Origin of the sequence: Mesorhizobium sp. PAMC28654 (assembly GCF_020616515.1) — a bacterium.
Lineage (GTDB): Bacteria > Pseudomonadota > Alphaproteobacteria > Rhizobiales > Rhizobiaceae > Mesorhizobium.
The window spans coordinates 198,564-214,417 of the sequence record NZ_CP085135.1; the positions used below are offsets into that span (position 1 = coordinate 198,564).

The following is a 15,854-nucleotide window of genomic DNA, read 5'->3' on the forward strand; positions in this document are numbered from 1 at the left end:
CATCAGCCTCCAAAACGCATCGTTGCCGCCAACTTCAGGGTTATGCCAGGCTCGTAGGCCGCGAAGACCGGAGCGGCGCCGGGCGTGGTGGCCGGGACGATGTTGAGCGGGTTGGCGTATTTGACATCGAACAGGTTGTCGGCGCGGAAATCAATCTTCAAATTGTCGGTCGCCTGGTAGCTGACGAAGGCATTGACCAGCGTGTAGTCCTCGGCGATCGGATTGTCCTTCGGCTTGCCGTTGTACTGCACCTCGCCGCCGACGGTTAGCTTGTCCTCCAGGAAGCGCAGACCAAGCTGTGCCGTGACCTGCGACGACGGTATGGTCAGCAAGCCAGCCTGAACGCCCTTGGTGGAAATGGTGTGGCCATCGATGATCGATGCCGAGAGCCCGGCGTAGCCCCATCCCGCATCATACACGGTTTCGAGTTCGAACCCGTTGATCTTGGCATTGGCGAAGTTCTGATACTGATAGCAAAATGGAGGGCCAAATCCCATTGTGCAACCACTTCCCGGCACAAAAGGCGACAACCTGACTATACCAATATAGTCATCGATGTCATTGTTGAAATATGCCGCTTTGAGGCGGAATGCATCGCCCGGCTCGAGGATGTCATTCGCTTTGTAATTCACCCCGAACTCGGTCGTCTTACCGGTTTCTGGCCTCAGGTTGGGATTGGGCAGGAAGGGGAACGAAACGCCGGCGGGATGATTTCCGCTGATGAAGGTTTCTGTCAGCGAAGGCGAGCGATAGCCCTCGGCATAGGTGCCGTAGAATTGCAGACCCGCGAGGCCGACGCTTTCGAACGGCGAAACGCCGACCGTGACGCGGGGCGACACGCGATCGCCAGACGTTTCCGACTTGGTGCCTTTCAGGCTGTAATTGTCGTAGCGCAGGCCCGTGATCACCTCGAGCCAGTTCCAGGTAAGCTTGTCCTGGATGTAGGCGCCGGAGACGTTTCGCTTGCCTGAGGGCGTGTAGAAACTGTCGCCGCCGGCCGTGCCGTCTGTCTTGACCTTGTCGCCTACCCAGTCACCGCCATAAGTCAGTTCATGTGCGATGCCAGAGGTTTCGAACCGCGACGTATTCCAGATGTCTATCGCGGACGTGCCGATGTCGAAGGATGATCTCGAGCCGGCGGGCAGGACCACCGGCACACCTGTGATCGGATCGAAGCGGTCTGGGATCGGAACAAGCGCGACCTGGTTGAGATTGGTCTTGTTGTAGGAGGTATTGATGTGCAGATCGAGCCAGCTCTTCGCGTCGTCGGTGATGTTGTAGCGGGCTGTGAAGGTGTTCTGCTTCATGTCGACGTCGTAGACTGGCTTGCCACCGCTGATTTCGTTCCAGCTATCGCTTGAACCTGTCCAGCCGAGCTTCAGTTCACTGTTTTCGCTGGGGCGAATGGTCGTCTTGAGCAGTCCGCTCAGCACGTCGAAGCCGGTGCCGTTGACGGTGTCGCCACCGCCATCCTTGTAGTTGTCATAGTTGCGGTAGACGATGTTGCCCAGCGCATCCCAGTTCTCGTTGAACCGGTAGGCGCCAGACGCGCTGGTGGTCCAGCCCTTGCCATTGCTCTCGTAGCGCCCCGTCGCCGACGCGGCCCAGGTTTCGTCAGGCTTCAGGAAGTCCTCGGCATCCTTGGTGTCGAAGAAGACGACGCCGCCGATCGCGCCCGACCCATAGGTATTGGCTACCGGCCCGCGGATGACGTCGACGGATTTGACCAGTTCGGGATCGATGTAGAAGGTCGATTGCGTGCCATGGTCGGAGCGCTGGAAATCCTGCCGCGCACCATCGACGATGACCGCGACACGGCCGAAATCCTGCAGGCCGCGGATGTTGATGCTGGAGCTCACGCGCCTTGCGTCGGCCTGGACAGCGACACCTGGCACACCCAGCAGCATCTCGTTTGGAGTCGTCGCCATCCGGCGGTCAAGCTGTTCCTGATCCACATGGCTGGCGGAGGCCAGCGATTCGATCGCCGTCTCGCCGGTTCGGCTGATGACCAGGATCTTGTCGAGCAGCGTTACGCCCGTTGGGGCGGCCTTGGCTTCTTCGGCCTTCTTCGTTTCGGCCTGTTGCTGATCCGTCGGCGCCTGTGCCTGTTGCGCGCTAGCGTGTGGTGCCAGCAGCGTGATCGCGGCCACGCCGGCCAGCAATGCGGCCATTCCTTTTGCCATGGGCCGATGCGCGGGGGCCGTGTTTTCAGTCAGCCCCAGCCGTCCCCAATGTACCAACCCCATGCCCCAACTCCAAAAATTCAGGTTTCATGCTGGCTGGCTTGGCGCTTGCTGGCATTTTTCATCATGTCCGGCGTCTTAAATGTTGACTCGTTTAGTCCGGTATTGCACTGACTAGTAAACATGATTATTCAAGTCAAGAAATGAATCGGCAATCTACGCAACGCCTAGCCAGACGCCCGGCACAGGAAAGGGATCGATCCAGATGAACACGCACAATCCCAATGATTTTCGCTATCGCGTCCGCCGTTCCGACGATGCCTCCGTCCGTTTCGACCGGGTTCCGCTGGCGGTGCGAACCCTGTCCAGCAACTCACTGTTCCAGGGCGAGCACGAGATCGGCATCGAACATCACGGCGCGCTCTATCGGCTGAAGATCACCCGCCAGGGCAAGCTCATTCTCAACAAGTAGGGGTAGACATGGACCAGCGCGTAAAACCCGCTCCGCACGAAATCCGGCGGGCGCGGACAGACAATCCGAAAACGCGCGAGCGTGACCTCGCGGCCCAGCTCGGCATTTCGGAAGCCGAACTGGTGGCCGCGCATTGCGGCGACGGCGTCGTCCGCATCGAGCCACGCGTCAATGACCTCCTGACCGGCCTCGAAACGGTTGGCGAAGTCATGGCGCTGACCCGCAACGAAAGCGCCGTTCACGAGAAGATCGGCGTCTACGACAAGGTCGTCACCGGCAACCACAATGCCATGGTACTCGGCGAGAATATCGACCTGCGCATATTCCCGAAGATATGGGCGCATGGCTTTGCCGTGGAAAAGCGCGACGGCGGCGAGATCCGCCGCAGCCTGCAGTTCTTCGATGATGCGGGCGAGGCCGTGCACAAGGTGCATCTGCGCCCCGCATCCAACCTCTATGCCTACCAGAAGCTGGTGGCCGAGCTGGAATCGTCGAACCAGGAGCCGACGGTTGCCATTTCAGGAGCCAAGGTCTCGGATGATGTCGAAAATCCGGATGCGTCCGCCAGTCTCGATGATCTGCGCGATCGCTGGAGCCAGCTGACCGATGTGCATCAGTTCTTCGGCATGCTGAAGACGCTGAAGCTCAGCCGCAGGCAAGCGGTGCGGATGGTTGGCCAGGACTATGCCTGGCTGCTCGACAATGATGCCGTCGGAGCCATGTTCCATCACGCCGCCGAGGGCGAGATGCCGATCATGTGCTTTGTCGGCAATCGCGGCTGCATCCAGATTCATTCCGGACCGGTCAAGTCCATCAAGCCGACGGGGCCGTGGATCAATGTGCTGGACGAGACATTCCACCTGCACCTGCGAACCGACCACATCCATGAGGTCTGGGCCGTGCGCAAACCGACCAAGGACGGCCATGTCACGTCTATCGAGGTCTATGGCGCCGATGGCAACATGATCATCCAGTTCTTTGGCAAGCGCCATGAAGGCGAAGGCGAGCGTGACGACTGGCGCTTCCTTGTCGAGAACCTGCCACGCATCCCAAGCCCGACCGCAGCCTGAGGACGAAACGACAATGATTTCCCTTTCCAGACTGGCGCCGACGTCCGTATTCGCGCCCGTCTTAAGGCTGGCACTTTTGCCGGCGATCGGTCTTTCTATCGCCGTGGCAGCGGTTATGCCGTCCCGGGCGACGGAAGGCACTGCCGTCTTCGCGGACAAATCTAGGATCGCGGCCGTCGGCGGGTCGATCACCGAGATCGTCTATGCGCTCGGCGAACAGGACCATTTGGTGGCGCGCGATTCGACCAGCTATTTTCCGGCAGCCGCACTGAAGCTGCCGGATGTCGGCTACATGCGTCAGCTGTCGCCGGAGGGCGTCCTGTCGGTCAACCCGACCGGCATATTGGCGTTGCATGGCAGTGGCCCGAAGGAAGCCGTCGACGTGCTGAAGAAGACGAGCATCCCCTTCATCGAGGTGCCCGAGCACTATGACAATGAAGGCATCCTGGAAAAGATCCGCCTCGTCGGCAAGGCGCTCGGCGCCGACGCCAAGGCCGATGCGCTGGCTGCCGAGGTCGACGCCAAGCTGAAGGCGGTCGAGAAACAGACCGCGTCGATCAAGGAGCGCAAGCGCATCCTGTTCGTGCTGTCGATGCAGGGAGGCAAGATCCTTGCCGCCGGTAGCGACACCGCCGCCAACGGCATCATCAAGCTGGCCGGCGGCACCAACGCGGTCGAGGGCTTTTCCGGCTACAAGCAAATGTCGGACGAGGCGATCGTCACCGCCAAGCCCGACGTCATCATGATGATGAACAATGCTGGCCCACCCACATCGGATGAGGAGTTGTTCGGCAATCCGTCCATCGCCTCGACACCGGCTGGCACCGCGCGCAAGATCATTCGCATGGACGGCAGCTACCTGCTTGGCTTCGGCCCCCGTACGGCGGACGCTATCCACGAGCTCGCCGTTTCGCTTTATGGCGCTCAGGTCACGGACTGAGCGGACATATCATGGTCGATCAATCGATCGCCGGTCCGGCAAAGGGTATGGCGACTGCATCCGAAGGCGATCGTTCGGGACGTGCCCGCATCGTTATTCTTCTGTTGTGCTTGGGGCTCGGCCTTGCCGTGCTGATATCGCTGACCTCCGGCGCGTCCGATGCGTCGGCCGTCAGCGTTATTCGTGACTGGCTGTTCGGCACGGTACCGGGCGACGCGGCGCTGAGTGCACGCGACAGCCTGATCGTCTACGACATCCGCTTGCCGCGCGTTATCCTGGGAATGCTGGTCGGGGCAGCGCTCGCCGTCTCCGGGGCGGTGATGCAGGGCCTGTTCCGCAATCCGCTGGCGGACCCTGGCCTGATCGGTGTTTCGGCGGGATCAAGCCTTGGTGCCGTGTCCATCATTGTGCTTGGCGGCACCGTGCTGGCGCCGATCACCTTGGCGCTGGGCACGCTTGCCCTGCCGCTCGCGGCCTTCTGCGGCGGCCTGGCCACAACACTGGTGCTCTATCAGGTCGCCACGCGGCGGGGGCAGACCTCCGTCGCCACCATGCTGCTGGCCGGCATAGCGCTGGCGGCGCTGGCCATGGCGCTGACCGGCATCCTGATCTTCATGGCCGACGATCGCCAGTTGCGCGACCTGACCTTCTGGCAGCTCGGATCGTTGGGCGGCGCGACATGGCAGAAGATCGGTTCCGTCGGGCCGGTCATCGTGCTGGCGCTGGCCGGGATGCCCTTCCTGGCGCGGGGCCTCAACGCGCTGTCGCTGGGCGAGGCGACCGCCGGTCATCTCGGCATAGCGGTGCAGCGGTTGAAATATGTGGCAATCATTGGCGTCTCGGCGGCGGTTGGCGCGTCCGTCGCCGTCAGCGGCGGTATCGGCTTTGTCGGCATCGTGGTGCCGCATCTGCTGCGCCTGCTGATCGGCCCGGACAATCGATACCTGCTGCCAGCGTCGGCGCTGCTTGGTGCGGCGCTGCTGCTGCTGGCCGATGCCGTCGCTCGCACCATCGTGGCGCCCGCCGAGTTGCCGATCGGCATCGTCACCGCGATCGCTGGCGCGCCGTTCTTCCTTTGGATCCTGCTGCGCAAGCGTGGCGTCATAGACCTATGAGGTTGTCATGATGGAAGAGCGGGCATGATCGAAGGTCGGGATGTTTCGGTGGCGATCGGCGGCAAACGCATTGTCGCCAATGTCGATTTCGAGGCGAGGCCGGGCGAGATCGCGGCGATTGTCGGCCCCAACGGTTCGGGCAAGACGACCTTCCTCAAGGCGCTGTCGGGCGAGCTTGCCTATACGGGCCGCGTCGCTGTCAACGGCCGCGATCTTGGGGCCATGAAGCCAGTCGAGACCGCAACGCTGCGCGCCGTGCTGCCGCAGGCAACCATGTTGTCCTTTCCCTTCACTGTCCGCGAGATCGTCAAGCTCGGACTCATCGGCGGACGTTCCGGCGTGTTGCCGGGCGAAAACGCGCGCCTGCCCGAGCGAGCGCTGGCGCGTGTCGATCTCGATGGATTCGCGGGACGTTTCTACCAGGAGCTTTCCGGTGGCGAGCAGCAGCGCGTCCAGCTTGCTCGTGTGCTCTGCCAGGTCTGGGCACCGGTGCTCGACGGCAAGCCGCGCTACCTGTTCCTCGACGAGCCGGTGTCCAGCCTCGATATCAAGCACCAGCTGATCATCATGAACATCGCCCAGGATTTTGCCAGAAGAGGCGGCGGCGTCATTGCCATCCTGCACGACCTCAATCTGACGGCCATGTATGCCGACCGGATTTTTGTCATGCATCGCGGCAGGCTGGCCGCGACCGGCTCGCCAAAGGATTGGACTTGCCCCGAAAAAGTGGAGAGTTTCCTTCTGATGAAAGGCGACCTCGATGACGAAACAGAGACAGTTTACGGATGCGTTCAAGGCGGAGGCGGTTGGCCTTGTGCGAACGAGCGGTCGGACGAAGCGGCAGATCGCGGAGGATCTTGGTGTTGGTTTCTCGACGCTGACGCGATGGATGGGTCGGCAGCTGGATCGTGAGATGGGCGATCCTGGGCGTCCGCCTGATGCTGATGTCGCCGCTGAATTGAAACGGCTGCGGCGGGAGAATGAAATCCTTCGGCAGGAGCGGGATATCTTGAAACGGGCGACGGCTTTTTTCGTCAAGGAGGGAAGTCGGTGAGGTTCGCGCTCATCGACCAGGCGAAGAAGGATTTCCCTGTGGACCGTTTGTGCGCGACGCTGGGTGTCAGCCCGAGCGGCTACTTTGCCTGGGGGCGCCGGCCGGCGTGCCGCCGGCAGCGCGACGACATGATAATGCTGGCGCATGTGCGATCGTCGTTCGCGCTGTCGAACGGAACCTATGGTAGCCCGCGCATGACGCGGGAACTGCAAGACAATGGCTTTGCCATTGGCCGGCGACGAACGGCGCGTCTGATGCGGGAGAATGGCCTCCAGGCAAGACAGAAGCGGCGGTTCAAGCGCACGACGGACAGCGAACACGCCTTTCCGGTTGCCCCCAATGTCATCGACCAGGATTTTGCCGCCACTGGTCCCAACCAGAAATGGGGTGCCGACATCTCCTACATCTGGACGCGGGAGGGCTGGTTGTACCTTGCTGTCGTCATCGATCTGTTTGCCCGCAAGGTCGTTGGCTGGGCTGCTGGCAACCGGCTACACCGCAGCCTGGCTCTGGCAGCGCTCAACAAGGCGTTCGTCATGCGGCAGCCGGAACCCGGCCTCATTCACCACTCCGACCGCGGCAGCCAATATTGTTCTATCGACTACCAAGCCGAATTGCGTGCCGCCGGCGTCATCATCTCAATGTCAGGCAAGGGCAATTGCTTTGATAACGCCATGGTCGAAACATTCTTCAAGACGCTGAAAACTGAACTGATCTGGCGCACCTCTTTCCTTACCCGCGCCGATGCCCAAGCCGCCATTGCCCGATATATCGACGGCTTCTACAATCCCATCCGGCGGCATTCCGCGCTCGACTACATCAGCCCGATGCAGTTCGAGCGAAACGCCGCCGAATGAGCAACCCGCTCTCCACTTTACCGAAGCAAGTCCAGATGTACTGAGCGATGAACTGATCGAACAGGTCTTTGATTGCCGTCTCAGGGTCGGCGTCCTGCCGGCCGGCAACGCGCCATTCGTGCTGCCGCAATCGGCGGCCTGACTGACCGACGTCGAAAACTCAAGCCGCCAAGGATTCAGGCGGCTGGGGCTCGGCGCAGTTCCAGCATGTCGATGCCGAGCAGGTTGCGCACATTCGGCCGCGCCGCCACCAGATCGGCGATCGTGTAGCGCTCCAGCACAGCGAAGAACGCGTTGAGCGCCTCGCGCAATGCGGAATTCAGCGCGCAGCTGTCGACCAGCGGACATTCGGCGGCATCGTTCTCGAAGCATTCGGCCATGGCGAAGCTCTCTTCCGTCACGCGCACGACATCGAACAGGCTGATGGATTCAGCCGCGCGGCCAAGTTTGACGCCGCCATTGCGACCGCGGACGGTCGCGACCAGGCCATGCTCGACCAGGGGCTGCAGGATCTTGAACAGGAAAAGCTCGGACACGGTGTACGCGGCGGCGATCTCTGGGATACGGCTCAGCCGGTCGTTGTTGGCGGCGCAATACATCAAGATGCGCATGGCATAGTTAGTCTGACGCGTAAGCCGCATTTTGTCCTCACCAAGCCCAGGTTTGGCGGATTTGAAAGTCTGCCATGTCTACGGCATCGGCCTTCAGAAATTGCAAATCCAAAACCACACCAGATTTCAATTGTTTGCTAGTCTGGCTCCGAACCTGAATTCGCTCTTGCGCTGCTCCCAGGCAATACGAATTTCAGATTCGCCACACCGGCTGCGGCGGAATATGGCCCATACTTTGGAATAATTCCAGACTGGCTAGCCATAATAGATGAATATCCTCGTCAACTTTACGTGCGCGGCACTGCAAAACGTGAACCAGCTTTCCGATTCGGTGGGCATTCGGGCGGGCGGGACACTAGATATGTCCGCAAGATAGACGAGGAGCGGCCTGTCCATGTCACAATCGGTCCCGGCCCTGGGTCCCGTCCGGCTCGATGCCGACGCGGGCGCCAAGCTTTCGGCGTTGCGGCGCACCAAATTCATCGCCACGGCAGCGCTTGTGCTTTGCGTTCTGATCTTTGCCGCGGCAAAGTCGTGCGAGGGCATTTATCCGTGGTTGGGCTACGTCGCTGCTTTCGCCGAGGCCGCTACGATCGGCGGGCTGGCCGACTGGTATGCGGTGGTGGCGCTGTTCAAGCGACCGCTTGGCCTGCCGATCCCGCACACGGCCATCATCCCGGCAAACCAGACCCGCATCGCCGACAATTTCGGCCGCTTTATCGAGGTCAATTTCCTGGCGCCTGAGCCGGTACGGGAAAAGCTGGCCGAAGTGGATTTTTCGGCGCTCGTCGCCGACTGGCTGGCCGATCCCAGCCGGGCGGCTGGCCTGTCCCACTTTGTCAGCCGGCTGGTGCCGCAGACACTGGCGGCCGTCGAGCAGTCGGGCCTGCGTGGCTTCGTTACCAGCCGCATGCTGGAGCAGGTCGAAAAGATACCACTGGCGCCGCTCTTCGCCGATTTGTTGTCGACGTTGACCGATGACCGCCGTCACCAGAAACTCTTCGACGAGTTCATCAAGGTCATTGGCCGGTTCCTGAACGACGAGCAGGCGCTGGCAACCATGCGCGAGAAGATCCGCGAGGAATTGCCGTCGCTGTTCAACCTGTTTCGCGCCGACGCCTACCTCTTGAAGAAGATCGTGGCGTCCGCGAGCTCGTTGCTCGACGAAGTACGGGCCGATCCCGATCACCCGATGCGTGGGGAATTCGACCGCTTTGCGGAAACCTTCATCGAGCGGCTGAGGACATCCAAGCAATATGCCAGGCGTGCCGAGAAGCTGAAACGCGATTTTCTCGAAAGGCCCGAGCTGAAAGCGCTGGCCGGTGATATGTGGGCAAGCCTCAGCCTGTTCATCGAACAGGACGCGAAGGCGCCAAATTCGATGATCCGCACCCATCTCACCGAGATGTTCGTCGAGGTCGGCCGCCATCTTGCCGATGATGCGCAGATCAGGGCCGACATGAACCAGGGTTTCGTCGTAGCACTTGCCTCCTTCGTCGACAGCCAGAAGAGCGGTGTCTCGAAATTCATCGCCGACCAGGTCAAGCGCTGGGATCTGGGCCAACTGACGCGGCTGATCGAAATGAACATCGGCAGGGACCTGCAATACATCCGGTTCAACGGCATGATCATCGGCGGTATCGCCGGTGTCGTGCTCTATGTGGCGGAGCGGCTGTTTCTCCCCAATTGACCGACCTCTGGCTCGACCGGGCTTTGAGGCATGTCTTCATAGACACGCGACGCGCGAGTGCTATTCTCGGGAAAAGGGCATCCGCATCGCGGCAACAGGGAGCGAAAAATCATGGCAAAACAACCGGATTCAGATTCATTCATGGACATGTTCGGCAGGTTCGGCCGCGACCTGAAGGTGCCGAATGTCGATGTGGAGGCGATCCTCGCGCACCACCGCAAGAATCTCGAGGCGCTGGAGAAGTCGGCCAGGGCAAGTGCGGCCGGTGCGACGTCGCTGATGTCGAGACAGCGCGAGATGCTGCAGGATACGCTGCGCGAAATCACCGACATGGCGCAGAGCTACAGGGCTCCGGGTAATCCGCAGGAATTGATGGCCAAGCAAACCGAGTTCGCCAGGAAATCCTTCGAGGCCGCGTTGAAGAATGCCGAAGAAGTGCCCGGACTGGTCAAAAAATCCGGTACCGAATCCGTCGAGATCCTGCGGGAGCGCATCAAGGCCGCGATGGAGGAAATCCGCGCCGGCTACGATAAGAAGTGAACCATCGACTTTCGGGATACCTGTGACGGCGTTCATATGTCCGCTGTCAACGCGCGATGCTTGCGAATGATCCGCAACTCGCCGTGGCAAACCGCGCTTTGCGGAACGGAATCACGCGGAGCGAATTGACAGAGGCTGTCGGTTCGTGGTCCGGAGGCGGGAGATGTCATCGGGAAAGCAGGAATGACGGAAACACGGCCCAAGGCGCCGCCGACGTACGAACAGCTCACGGCCATGTCCGGGCAGGAACTTGGTGTCTCGGATTGGACGACGGTCGATCAGAACCGCATCAACCAGTTCGCCGAATGCACGGGCGACCATCAATGGATTCATGTCGATCCTGAAAGAGCGCGGCGGCAAAGCCCGTTTCGTACGACGATAGCGCATGGCTATCTGACGCTGTCCATCATCGGTGCACTGGCGCTCGGCATGGGGATCGTGCCGGAAAACACCCAGGCAGCCTTCAACTATGGCTTCGACAAGGTGCGTTTCCTGGCGCCGGTCAAGGTTGGCGCGCGCATCAGGCTGCGCGCCACCCTGATCTCGATGGAGGTTATGGGCCCAGGCCAGTATCTGATGAAAGCCGCGAACACGATCGAGATCGAGGGCGAATCGAAGCCCGCGCTCACAGCCGAGACACTCGTCATGCTCTATGAGCGCCGCAGGCGGGCAGGGGCCTGAAAGGGGTCTCGGCGAAATCACGGACCTTTGACTGCGGATGAGTTGGCGGGCATGCGCCTTGCCGCAGTGCGAGCCGAGAGCAGCGCAAGGATCAGTGCAACCAGCGCCAGGCCCGTGGCCGTCTGAAACGTAACCTGCATTCCCCGCGTCGCGGCGGCTGCCGTCAGGACGCTCGCGCCCGCCTGTCCCCCAGCCGATGCCACGGCAAAAATGGCACCCATCACCGATGCGCCGGTGATCAGGCCGAGATTGCGCGCCAGATTGAGCAGGCCGGAGACCACGCCGCGCTGGTCCGTGCCGACACCGCCCATCACGGCTGAATTGTTGGATGTCTGGAACAGGGCGTAGCCAATGCATGTGACGGTGATCGGCACGACATAGCCGGCAATGCCGAACTCCGTCCTTGTCAAGGACATGAGGAAGGTGCCCGCGGCGAGGCTGAACAGGCCCGCCACCATCATCCGGTGCGCGCCAAAGCGGTCGACCAGGCGTCCAGCCGCCAGCGCCGACAGGGAGGAGACAAGCGGCCCGGTCGAAAGCACCAGCCCGACCATGGCGGCGTTCAGGCCGAGTGCGCGCGAAAGGTAGAACGGGGCAACCACCAGCGTCGCCATCATCACCGTGGCAACGACGAGGCTCATGATGAGGCTTGCATTCAACGTGTTGTCCCGAAACTTTGCCGGCTGAATCAATGGGTTGGCAATGCGAGCTTCGACAAGGGCGAACAGAAGCACACCGACCGCCGCGGCGATGAGCAAGCCGATGTTGAGGGAGCCGAAGCTGCCCCGGCCAAGCGTCATGGCCAGCGCATAGGCGGCCAGTGTCAGCGCGAGCAGCGTGGTGCCGATGCCGTCGAAACCGCCGCCATCTGCCTTCGTCGTCTTTTTGCGAACCGGCAAAGTGCGATAGGCAAGAATGAAAGTCAGCAAGCCCAGGGGCACATTGACCAGGAAGATCGCCCGCCAGCCGAGCCAGGCGATGAGCAGGCCGCCAAGCGACGGACCAAGTGTGGTGCCGATCGAGGACATGGCGCCGAGCAGACCCATGGCGCTGCCGGTTTTCGCCTTGGCAACCGTCTCGCCGACAAAGGCGAGCGTCAGGGCCATCATCATCGCCGCGCCTAGTCCCTGCACGGCCCGCGCCGCGATCAGCAACCACAGCGTCGGCGCAAGGCCACAGAGCACCGACGCCGCCGTGAACAAAGCGATGCCGCAAAGCAGCAGCGGCCGGCGGCCGACCATGTCGGCGAGCCGTCCGGCGCTGACGATCAAGGTGGTGATGGCGAGCAGATAGGCCAGGACAACCCACTGCACGAGCTGGAACGACGCACCGAATGCCTGCATCAGCGACGGAAGCCCGACACTGGCGATGCTGGTTCCGAGTGAAGACAGGAGCGTGGCGAGCGACAGGCTTGCCAGTGCCCATCCCGCGGATCGCACCTCATCCGGCGCCGGTATCAGTTCGATGCGGCTTTGCTCAGCAATGGCCAAGATGCTCTCCTTTCCGACAGCTCCAAACCGGAGCCATTGGAAAGCTAGTCACCAAGTTGATATGGCGGAAGGCGCAGCATTTGCATTCTATCCATGCATGAAACGCCACATCATTGTGGATCCATGCTACGATCCCGTCATGTCTTCACCTGATCTCAACCTGCTTGTCGCCCTCGATGTCCTGCTGACGGAAGGCAGCGTGGCGCGCGCCGCCTTCCGTCTTCGCCTCAGTCCCTCGGCGATGAGCCGGACCCTGGCGCGGCTGCGCGAGGCGACGGGCGATCCGCTGCTGGTTCGCGCCGGCCGCGGCTTGGTTCCCACGCCGCGCGCCCAGGAACTGCAACAGCAGGCCGGCCGTGTGGTCCAGGATGCGGAAACGCTCCTGCGACCTGCCAGGCTCCTCAACCCTGCAAGCCTCGACAGGATTTTCACGCTGCGCACCAATGAGAGCTTTGTCGAGGAGTTCGCGCCGCGCCTTGTCGCCCGTATCGAAGCCGAGGCGCCTCGCGTGCGGCTGCGCTTCGCGCCGAAGTTCGACAAGGATGTCACGTCGCTGCGTGAAGCGGCGATTGATCTCGAAATCGGCGTCGCCGGTGAAACCGGACCGGAAATGCGCATTCAGGCGCTGTTTCGCGACCGCTTCATCGGCGCGGTACGGGCTGGTCATCCCTTGAGCAATGGCATCGTGACGGCGGAGCGCTACGCTTCCGGCCGCCACATCAGTGTTTCCCGGCGTGGCCGCGAGAGAGGGCCGATCGACGAAGCCCTGGAGCGGCTTGGGCTCCAACGGACAGTTGCCTGCATGGTGGCCGGGTTTTCGGCGACGCTTGCCCTGGCACGCGCATCCGACCTGATCGCCAGCGTTCCCGAGCGGCATACCGAGGGCGCGCGCACGGGCATGCACAGCTTTCCACTGCCAGTCGCCACCGTCGAGGTCACCATCTCCATGCTCTGGCACCCGCGTCTCGATGCCGATCCGGCGCAGCGCTGGTTGCGAGATTGCGTGCGGGAGGTGTGCGCGGCCTCACGATGATCGGCGCGCTCGCATCTGGGTGCGAAGCCGGCGCGGTCATCCGCTCCATGCCTGAGGAGCCAATTGACGGTGTGCGCCGACGGATCTTTCAGCTAATATGTTCGAACGTTGTTTTGGAAAGAGAGCATTTTTCTCGATTTCCAGGTCCGTTTCATGTCGTTATGGGTTAACGGAACGTCTATCTGCCAATACTTGTGAAGTTCATTTTTCTGGGAGGTGATGAAAGCATGCAATAGAAAGTCCTGATGAATATGGAATGGGAGGGAATGTATGCGTAGGCATAAGGTTCATTCGTCGGCTTCGACGATATTTTTTCTGTTTCTTGCAGGGTGTACAACCAGTTCGGGTGGTAATGTCAGTCATCTTAGCTGGACAAAAACTACCAGTTCAGGAAAGCCTGTCCTGGTTTCCTCGCACTATCAAGTGGACCCCAATTGTAACTTCTTGGCGCCTCCGCCCGTCCAGATTGTGTCAGGCCCGGCTCATGGGGTCACCAAGATTGAGCAAGCCAAAATTTATCCCAGCTTCAAACCTGACAATGCTCGCTACAAATGCAACTCTGTCCTGGGTAATGGAATTGGAGTTTATTACACTCCGTCTCCTGATTTCAAAGGTGATGATCAGGTCGTTGTTCGCTCTGATTTTGGCGGCGGAGAGATAAATGAGACAACAGTTATCATCACCGTGAAATAGCGGATTCGATTGAAGCAGGGGGCCTCCATTGCTTGCCGGACGCCCCTTTGCCATTCTCGGCCTTTGCTGGCTATCGTTTCCGCAGTATCCAGAGTGCGCCTGATGCTACCGTCGGCAGGACCGTGCAGTAGGCAACCAATGGCCACGCCGTATCTCCACCGAACAAGATGACAAACAGTGTGCCTACAATGCCAACGACAAGGCTTTGGATGCAGAAGTAGAGCGCTACCGCCGTTCCCGCGACATCGCTGAACTCTTGAAGTGCACCGTTCGCGGTCACCGACACGGTGAAGACAATGCCCATGGCGATGACCCACATCGGCAGCACAAATGTCGCGAAGGAGGGCTGCGCGATCATCTGCCCGACCGCCAACAGGGCCGCGCCCAGAAACAGCATCGCCATGCCACGGGCAGCGCTGCCTGCGGTGCCCCATTGCGCGGCGAACCCTTTGACGAAACGTGTGGTCACGATCATCACCAGCGCCGCCGTGGCAAAGGCGAGGCTGAAGCCGACCTGGGAGAAGCCGGCACGATCGATGAGAACCCGTGGTGCCGTCGAGAAGAAGACGAAGAAGGCTCCCATGGCGGCACTGAAGGCCAGTGTATAGGTCCAGAAAGGTAAGCTTGAGAGGATGGGTCGGAACGCAACGCGGGGATTGACGCCAGTCGAGGGCCGAGTCTCGTGCCATCTTGGCCACGCATTGAGCGTTGCCGCAGCGGCCAGAATGCCGAGCGCGATGAAGATTGCGCGCCAGCCAAGAGTGTCCGCGATCAGCGCGCCGGCTATCGGCCCCAGCGCCGGCACGAAAGCCAGCATGGAACTGAACAGGCCGTAGACAACCGCACCTTCCGGCTTTTGCGCATAGATGTCGCGCACCGTAGCGAACGTCGCAACGAGAATGGCTGACGCTCCGATCGCCTGCAGCACGCGCAGGACAACGAAGGCGGTCGCCACGGATGTGCCGGCGAGCAGGAAGGAAGCGGCCGCGAACAGGAGCGCGCCGCCGATCAGTACGGGACGCCGGCCCATCCTGTCGGAGATCGGGCCGAAAAGGATCTGTCCCAAGCCAAGCACGATCATGTACAGGCTCAGCGTCAGCTGAATGACGGCAGGCGACGTCTGGAGAGCTGCCGGCATGGTCGGGACGACCGGCAGATAGATATCCATGGCCAGCGAAGCCAGGATGTCGAAGGGAGCCATCAGCAACAGCGCCGACGGCAAGGAATAGGTCCAGGATTTTGGAGAAGGCATGATTGAACATCCGCTCAAATGGGTACATTTGGCGGCGATCTGCCGTTTTCATCGAAATCAGGAATGACGGGACAGACTGCCGCAACAACGAAGCGTTGCTGCGGCTTACTTGTCTGCTGACTTGCTGGTTCCCATAGCTCTATCCCGAAGTGGTCATGCAGTGGTGCACTGCG

14 protein-coding genes and 1 pseudogene are annotated in these 15,854 nt (G+C 61.1%); 11 read left to right on the top strand and 4 right to left on the bottom strand.

Annotated elements, in window-relative coordinates; translation table 11 throughout:
- Positions 1-2: 2 nt before the first annotated feature.
- The gene (locus LGH82_RS00950; protein ID WP_227346906.1) at positions 3-2,183 is read right to left on the bottom strand and encodes a TonB-dependent hemoglobin/transferrin/lactoferrin family receptor; all 2,181 of its coding nucleotides are present in this window, start codon (positions 2,181-2,183) and stop codon (positions 3-5) included.
- Positions 2,184-2,448: 265 nt separating this feature from the next.
- Here LGH82_RS00950 and hemP point away from each other — a divergent pair, with 265 nt between their 5' ends.
- The 7 genes and pseudogenes from hemP to LGH82_RS00985 form a co-directional block, all read left to right on the top strand.
- Complete coding sequence (gene hemP / locus LGH82_RS00955) at positions 2,449-2,655, top strand: hemin uptake protein HemP (RefSeq protein ID WP_227346907.1); 207 nt, start codon at positions 2,449-2,451, stop codon at positions 2,653-2,655.
- 8 nt (positions 2,656-2,663) lie between these two features.
- On the top strand, positions 2,664-3,725 hold the full coding sequence (locus LGH82_RS00960) for a hemin-degrading factor (RefSeq protein ID WP_227346908.1): 1,062 nt from the start codon (positions 2,664-2,666) through the stop codon (positions 3,723-3,725).
- 13 nt (positions 3,726-3,738) lie between these two features.
- The gene (locus LGH82_RS00965; protein WP_227346909.1) at positions 3,739-4,665 is read left to right on the top strand and encodes a heme/hemin ABC transporter substrate-binding protein; all 927 of its coding nucleotides are present in this window, start codon (positions 3,739-3,741) and stop codon (positions 4,663-4,665) included.
- A gap of 11 nt (positions 4,666-4,676) precedes the next feature.
- On the top strand, positions 4,677-5,780 hold the full coding sequence (locus LGH82_RS00970) for a FecCD family ABC transporter permease (RefSeq protein WP_227346910.1): 1,104 nt from the start codon (positions 4,677-4,679) through the stop codon (positions 5,778-5,780).
- A gap of 24 nt (positions 5,781-5,804) precedes the next feature.
- On the top strand, positions 5,805-6,692 hold the full coding sequence (locus LGH82_RS00975) for a heme ABC transporter ATP-binding protein (protein WP_264484352.1): 888 nt from the start codon (positions 5,805-5,807) through the stop codon (positions 6,690-6,692).
- Positions 6,595-7,691 (top strand): IS3 family transposase gene (locus tag LGH82_RS00980; RefSeq protein WP_413771415.1). Its coding sequence is split into 2 segments (ribosomal slippage): positions 6,595-6,816 and positions 6,819-7,691, totalling 1,095 coding nucleotides; the frame shifts between segments, so codons are not numbered across the junction. The genes LGH82_RS00975 and LGH82_RS00980 overlap by 98 nt, the downstream gene beginning before the upstream one ends.
- A gap of 19 nt (positions 7,692-7,710) precedes the next feature.
- Positions 7,711-7,833, top strand: a pseudogene (locus LGH82_RS00985) (iron ABC transporter); the annotation flags it as partial.
- A gap of 34 nt (positions 7,834-7,867) precedes the next feature.
- Here the strand turns inward: LGH82_RS00985 and rirA are convergent.
- Positions 7,868-8,332 (bottom strand): iron-responsive transcriptional regulator RirA, encoded by a 465-nt coding sequence (gene rirA / locus LGH82_RS00990; protein WP_227346911.1) that lies wholly within the window; start codon positions 8,330-8,332, stop codon positions 7,868-7,870.
- Between the two features lie 364 nt (positions 8,333-8,696).
- Here rirA and LGH82_RS00995 point away from each other — a divergent pair, with 364 nt between their 5' ends.
- The 3 genes from LGH82_RS00995 to LGH82_RS01005 all read left to right on the top strand — a co-directional run bounded on the left by LGH82_RS00995 (position 8,697) and on the right by LGH82_RS01005 (position 11,213).
- The gene (locus tag LGH82_RS00995; RefSeq protein ID WP_227346912.1) at positions 8,697-9,992 is read left to right on the top strand and encodes a DUF445 domain-containing protein; all 1,296 of its coding nucleotides are present in this window, start codon (positions 8,697-8,699) and stop codon (positions 9,990-9,992) included.
- A gap of 111 nt (positions 9,993-10,103) precedes the next feature.
- Positions 10,104-10,532: a phasin family protein gene (locus tag LGH82_RS01000; RefSeq protein WP_227346913.1), complete on the top strand. Its 429-nt coding sequence runs from the start codon at positions 10,104-10,106 to the stop codon at positions 10,530-10,532.
- Positions 10,533-10,715: 183 nt separating this feature from the next.
- Positions 10,716-11,213, top strand: coding sequence for a MaoC family dehydratase (locus LGH82_RS01005; protein ID WP_227346914.1), 498 nt, complete (start codon positions 10,716-10,718; stop codon positions 11,211-11,213).
- 17 nt (positions 11,214-11,230) lie between these two features.
- Here LGH82_RS01005 and LGH82_RS01010 read toward each other — a convergent pair whose 3' ends face one another.
- A complete protein-coding gene (locus LGH82_RS01010; protein ID WP_227346915.1) occupies positions 11,231-12,703 on the bottom strand; it encodes an MFS transporter in 1,473 nt (490 codons plus the stop codon).
- 139 nt (positions 12,704-12,842) lie between these two features.
- Between LGH82_RS01010 and LGH82_RS01015 the strand changes: the two genes are divergently transcribed.
- Positions 12,843-13,736, top strand: coding sequence for a LysR family transcriptional regulator (locus LGH82_RS01015; RefSeq protein WP_227346916.1), 894 nt, complete (start codon positions 12,843-12,845; stop codon positions 13,734-13,736).
- A gap of 763 nt (positions 13,737-14,499) precedes the next feature.
- On the opposite strand, the gene cml is transcribed toward LGH82_RS01015, so the two are convergent.
- On the bottom strand, positions 14,500-15,684 hold the full coding sequence (cml, locus tag LGH82_RS01020) for a CmlA/FloR family chloramphenicol efflux MFS transporter (protein WP_413771456.1): 1,185 nt from the start codon (positions 15,682-15,684) through the stop codon (positions 14,500-14,502).
- Positions 15,685-15,854 lie beyond the last annotated feature (170 nt).

Bases quoted from the DNA above. Each gene is read 5' to 3' on its own strand.
- hemP (WP_227346907.1), top strand. From the start codon at position 2,449: ATGAACACGCACAATCCCAATGATTTTCGCTATCGCGTCCGCCGTTCC.
- LGH82_RS01005 (WP_227346914.1), top strand. From the start codon at position 10,716: ATGACGGAAACACGGCCCAAGGCGCCGCCGACGTACGAACAGCTCACG.
- LGH82_RS00960 (WP_227346908.1), top strand. From the start codon at position 2,664: ATGGACCAGCGCGTAAAACCCGCTCCGCACGAAATCCGGCGGGCGCGG.
- LGH82_RS00950 (WP_227346906.1), bottom strand. From the start codon at position 2,183: ATGGCAAAAGGAATGGCCGCATTGCTGGCCGGCGTGGCCGCGATCACG.
- rirA (WP_227346911.1), bottom strand. From the start codon at position 8,332: ATGCGGCTTACGCGTCAGACTAACTATGCCATGCGCATCTTGATGTAT.
- LGH82_RS00965 (WP_227346909.1), top strand. From the start codon at position 3,739: ATGATTTCCCTTTCCAGACTGGCGCCGACGTCCGTATTCGCGCCCGTC.
- LGH82_RS00975 (WP_264484352.1), top strand. From the start codon at position 5,805: ATGATCGAAGGTCGGGATGTTTCGGTGGCGATCGGCGGCAAACGCATT.
- LGH82_RS00970 (WP_227346910.1), top strand. From the start codon at position 4,677: ATGGTCGATCAATCGATCGCCGGTCCGGCAAAGGGTATGGCGACTGCA.
- LGH82_RS01015 (WP_227346916.1), top strand. From the start codon at position 12,843: ATGTCTTCACCTGATCTCAACCTGCTTGTCGCCCTCGATGTCCTGCTG.
- LGH82_RS00995 (WP_227346912.1), top strand. From the start codon at position 8,697: ATGTCACAATCGGTCCCGGCCCTGGGTCCCGTCCGGCTCGATGCCGAC.
- LGH82_RS01000 (WP_227346913.1), top strand. From the start codon at position 10,104: ATGGCAAAACAACCGGATTCAGATTCATTCATGGACATGTTCGGCAGG.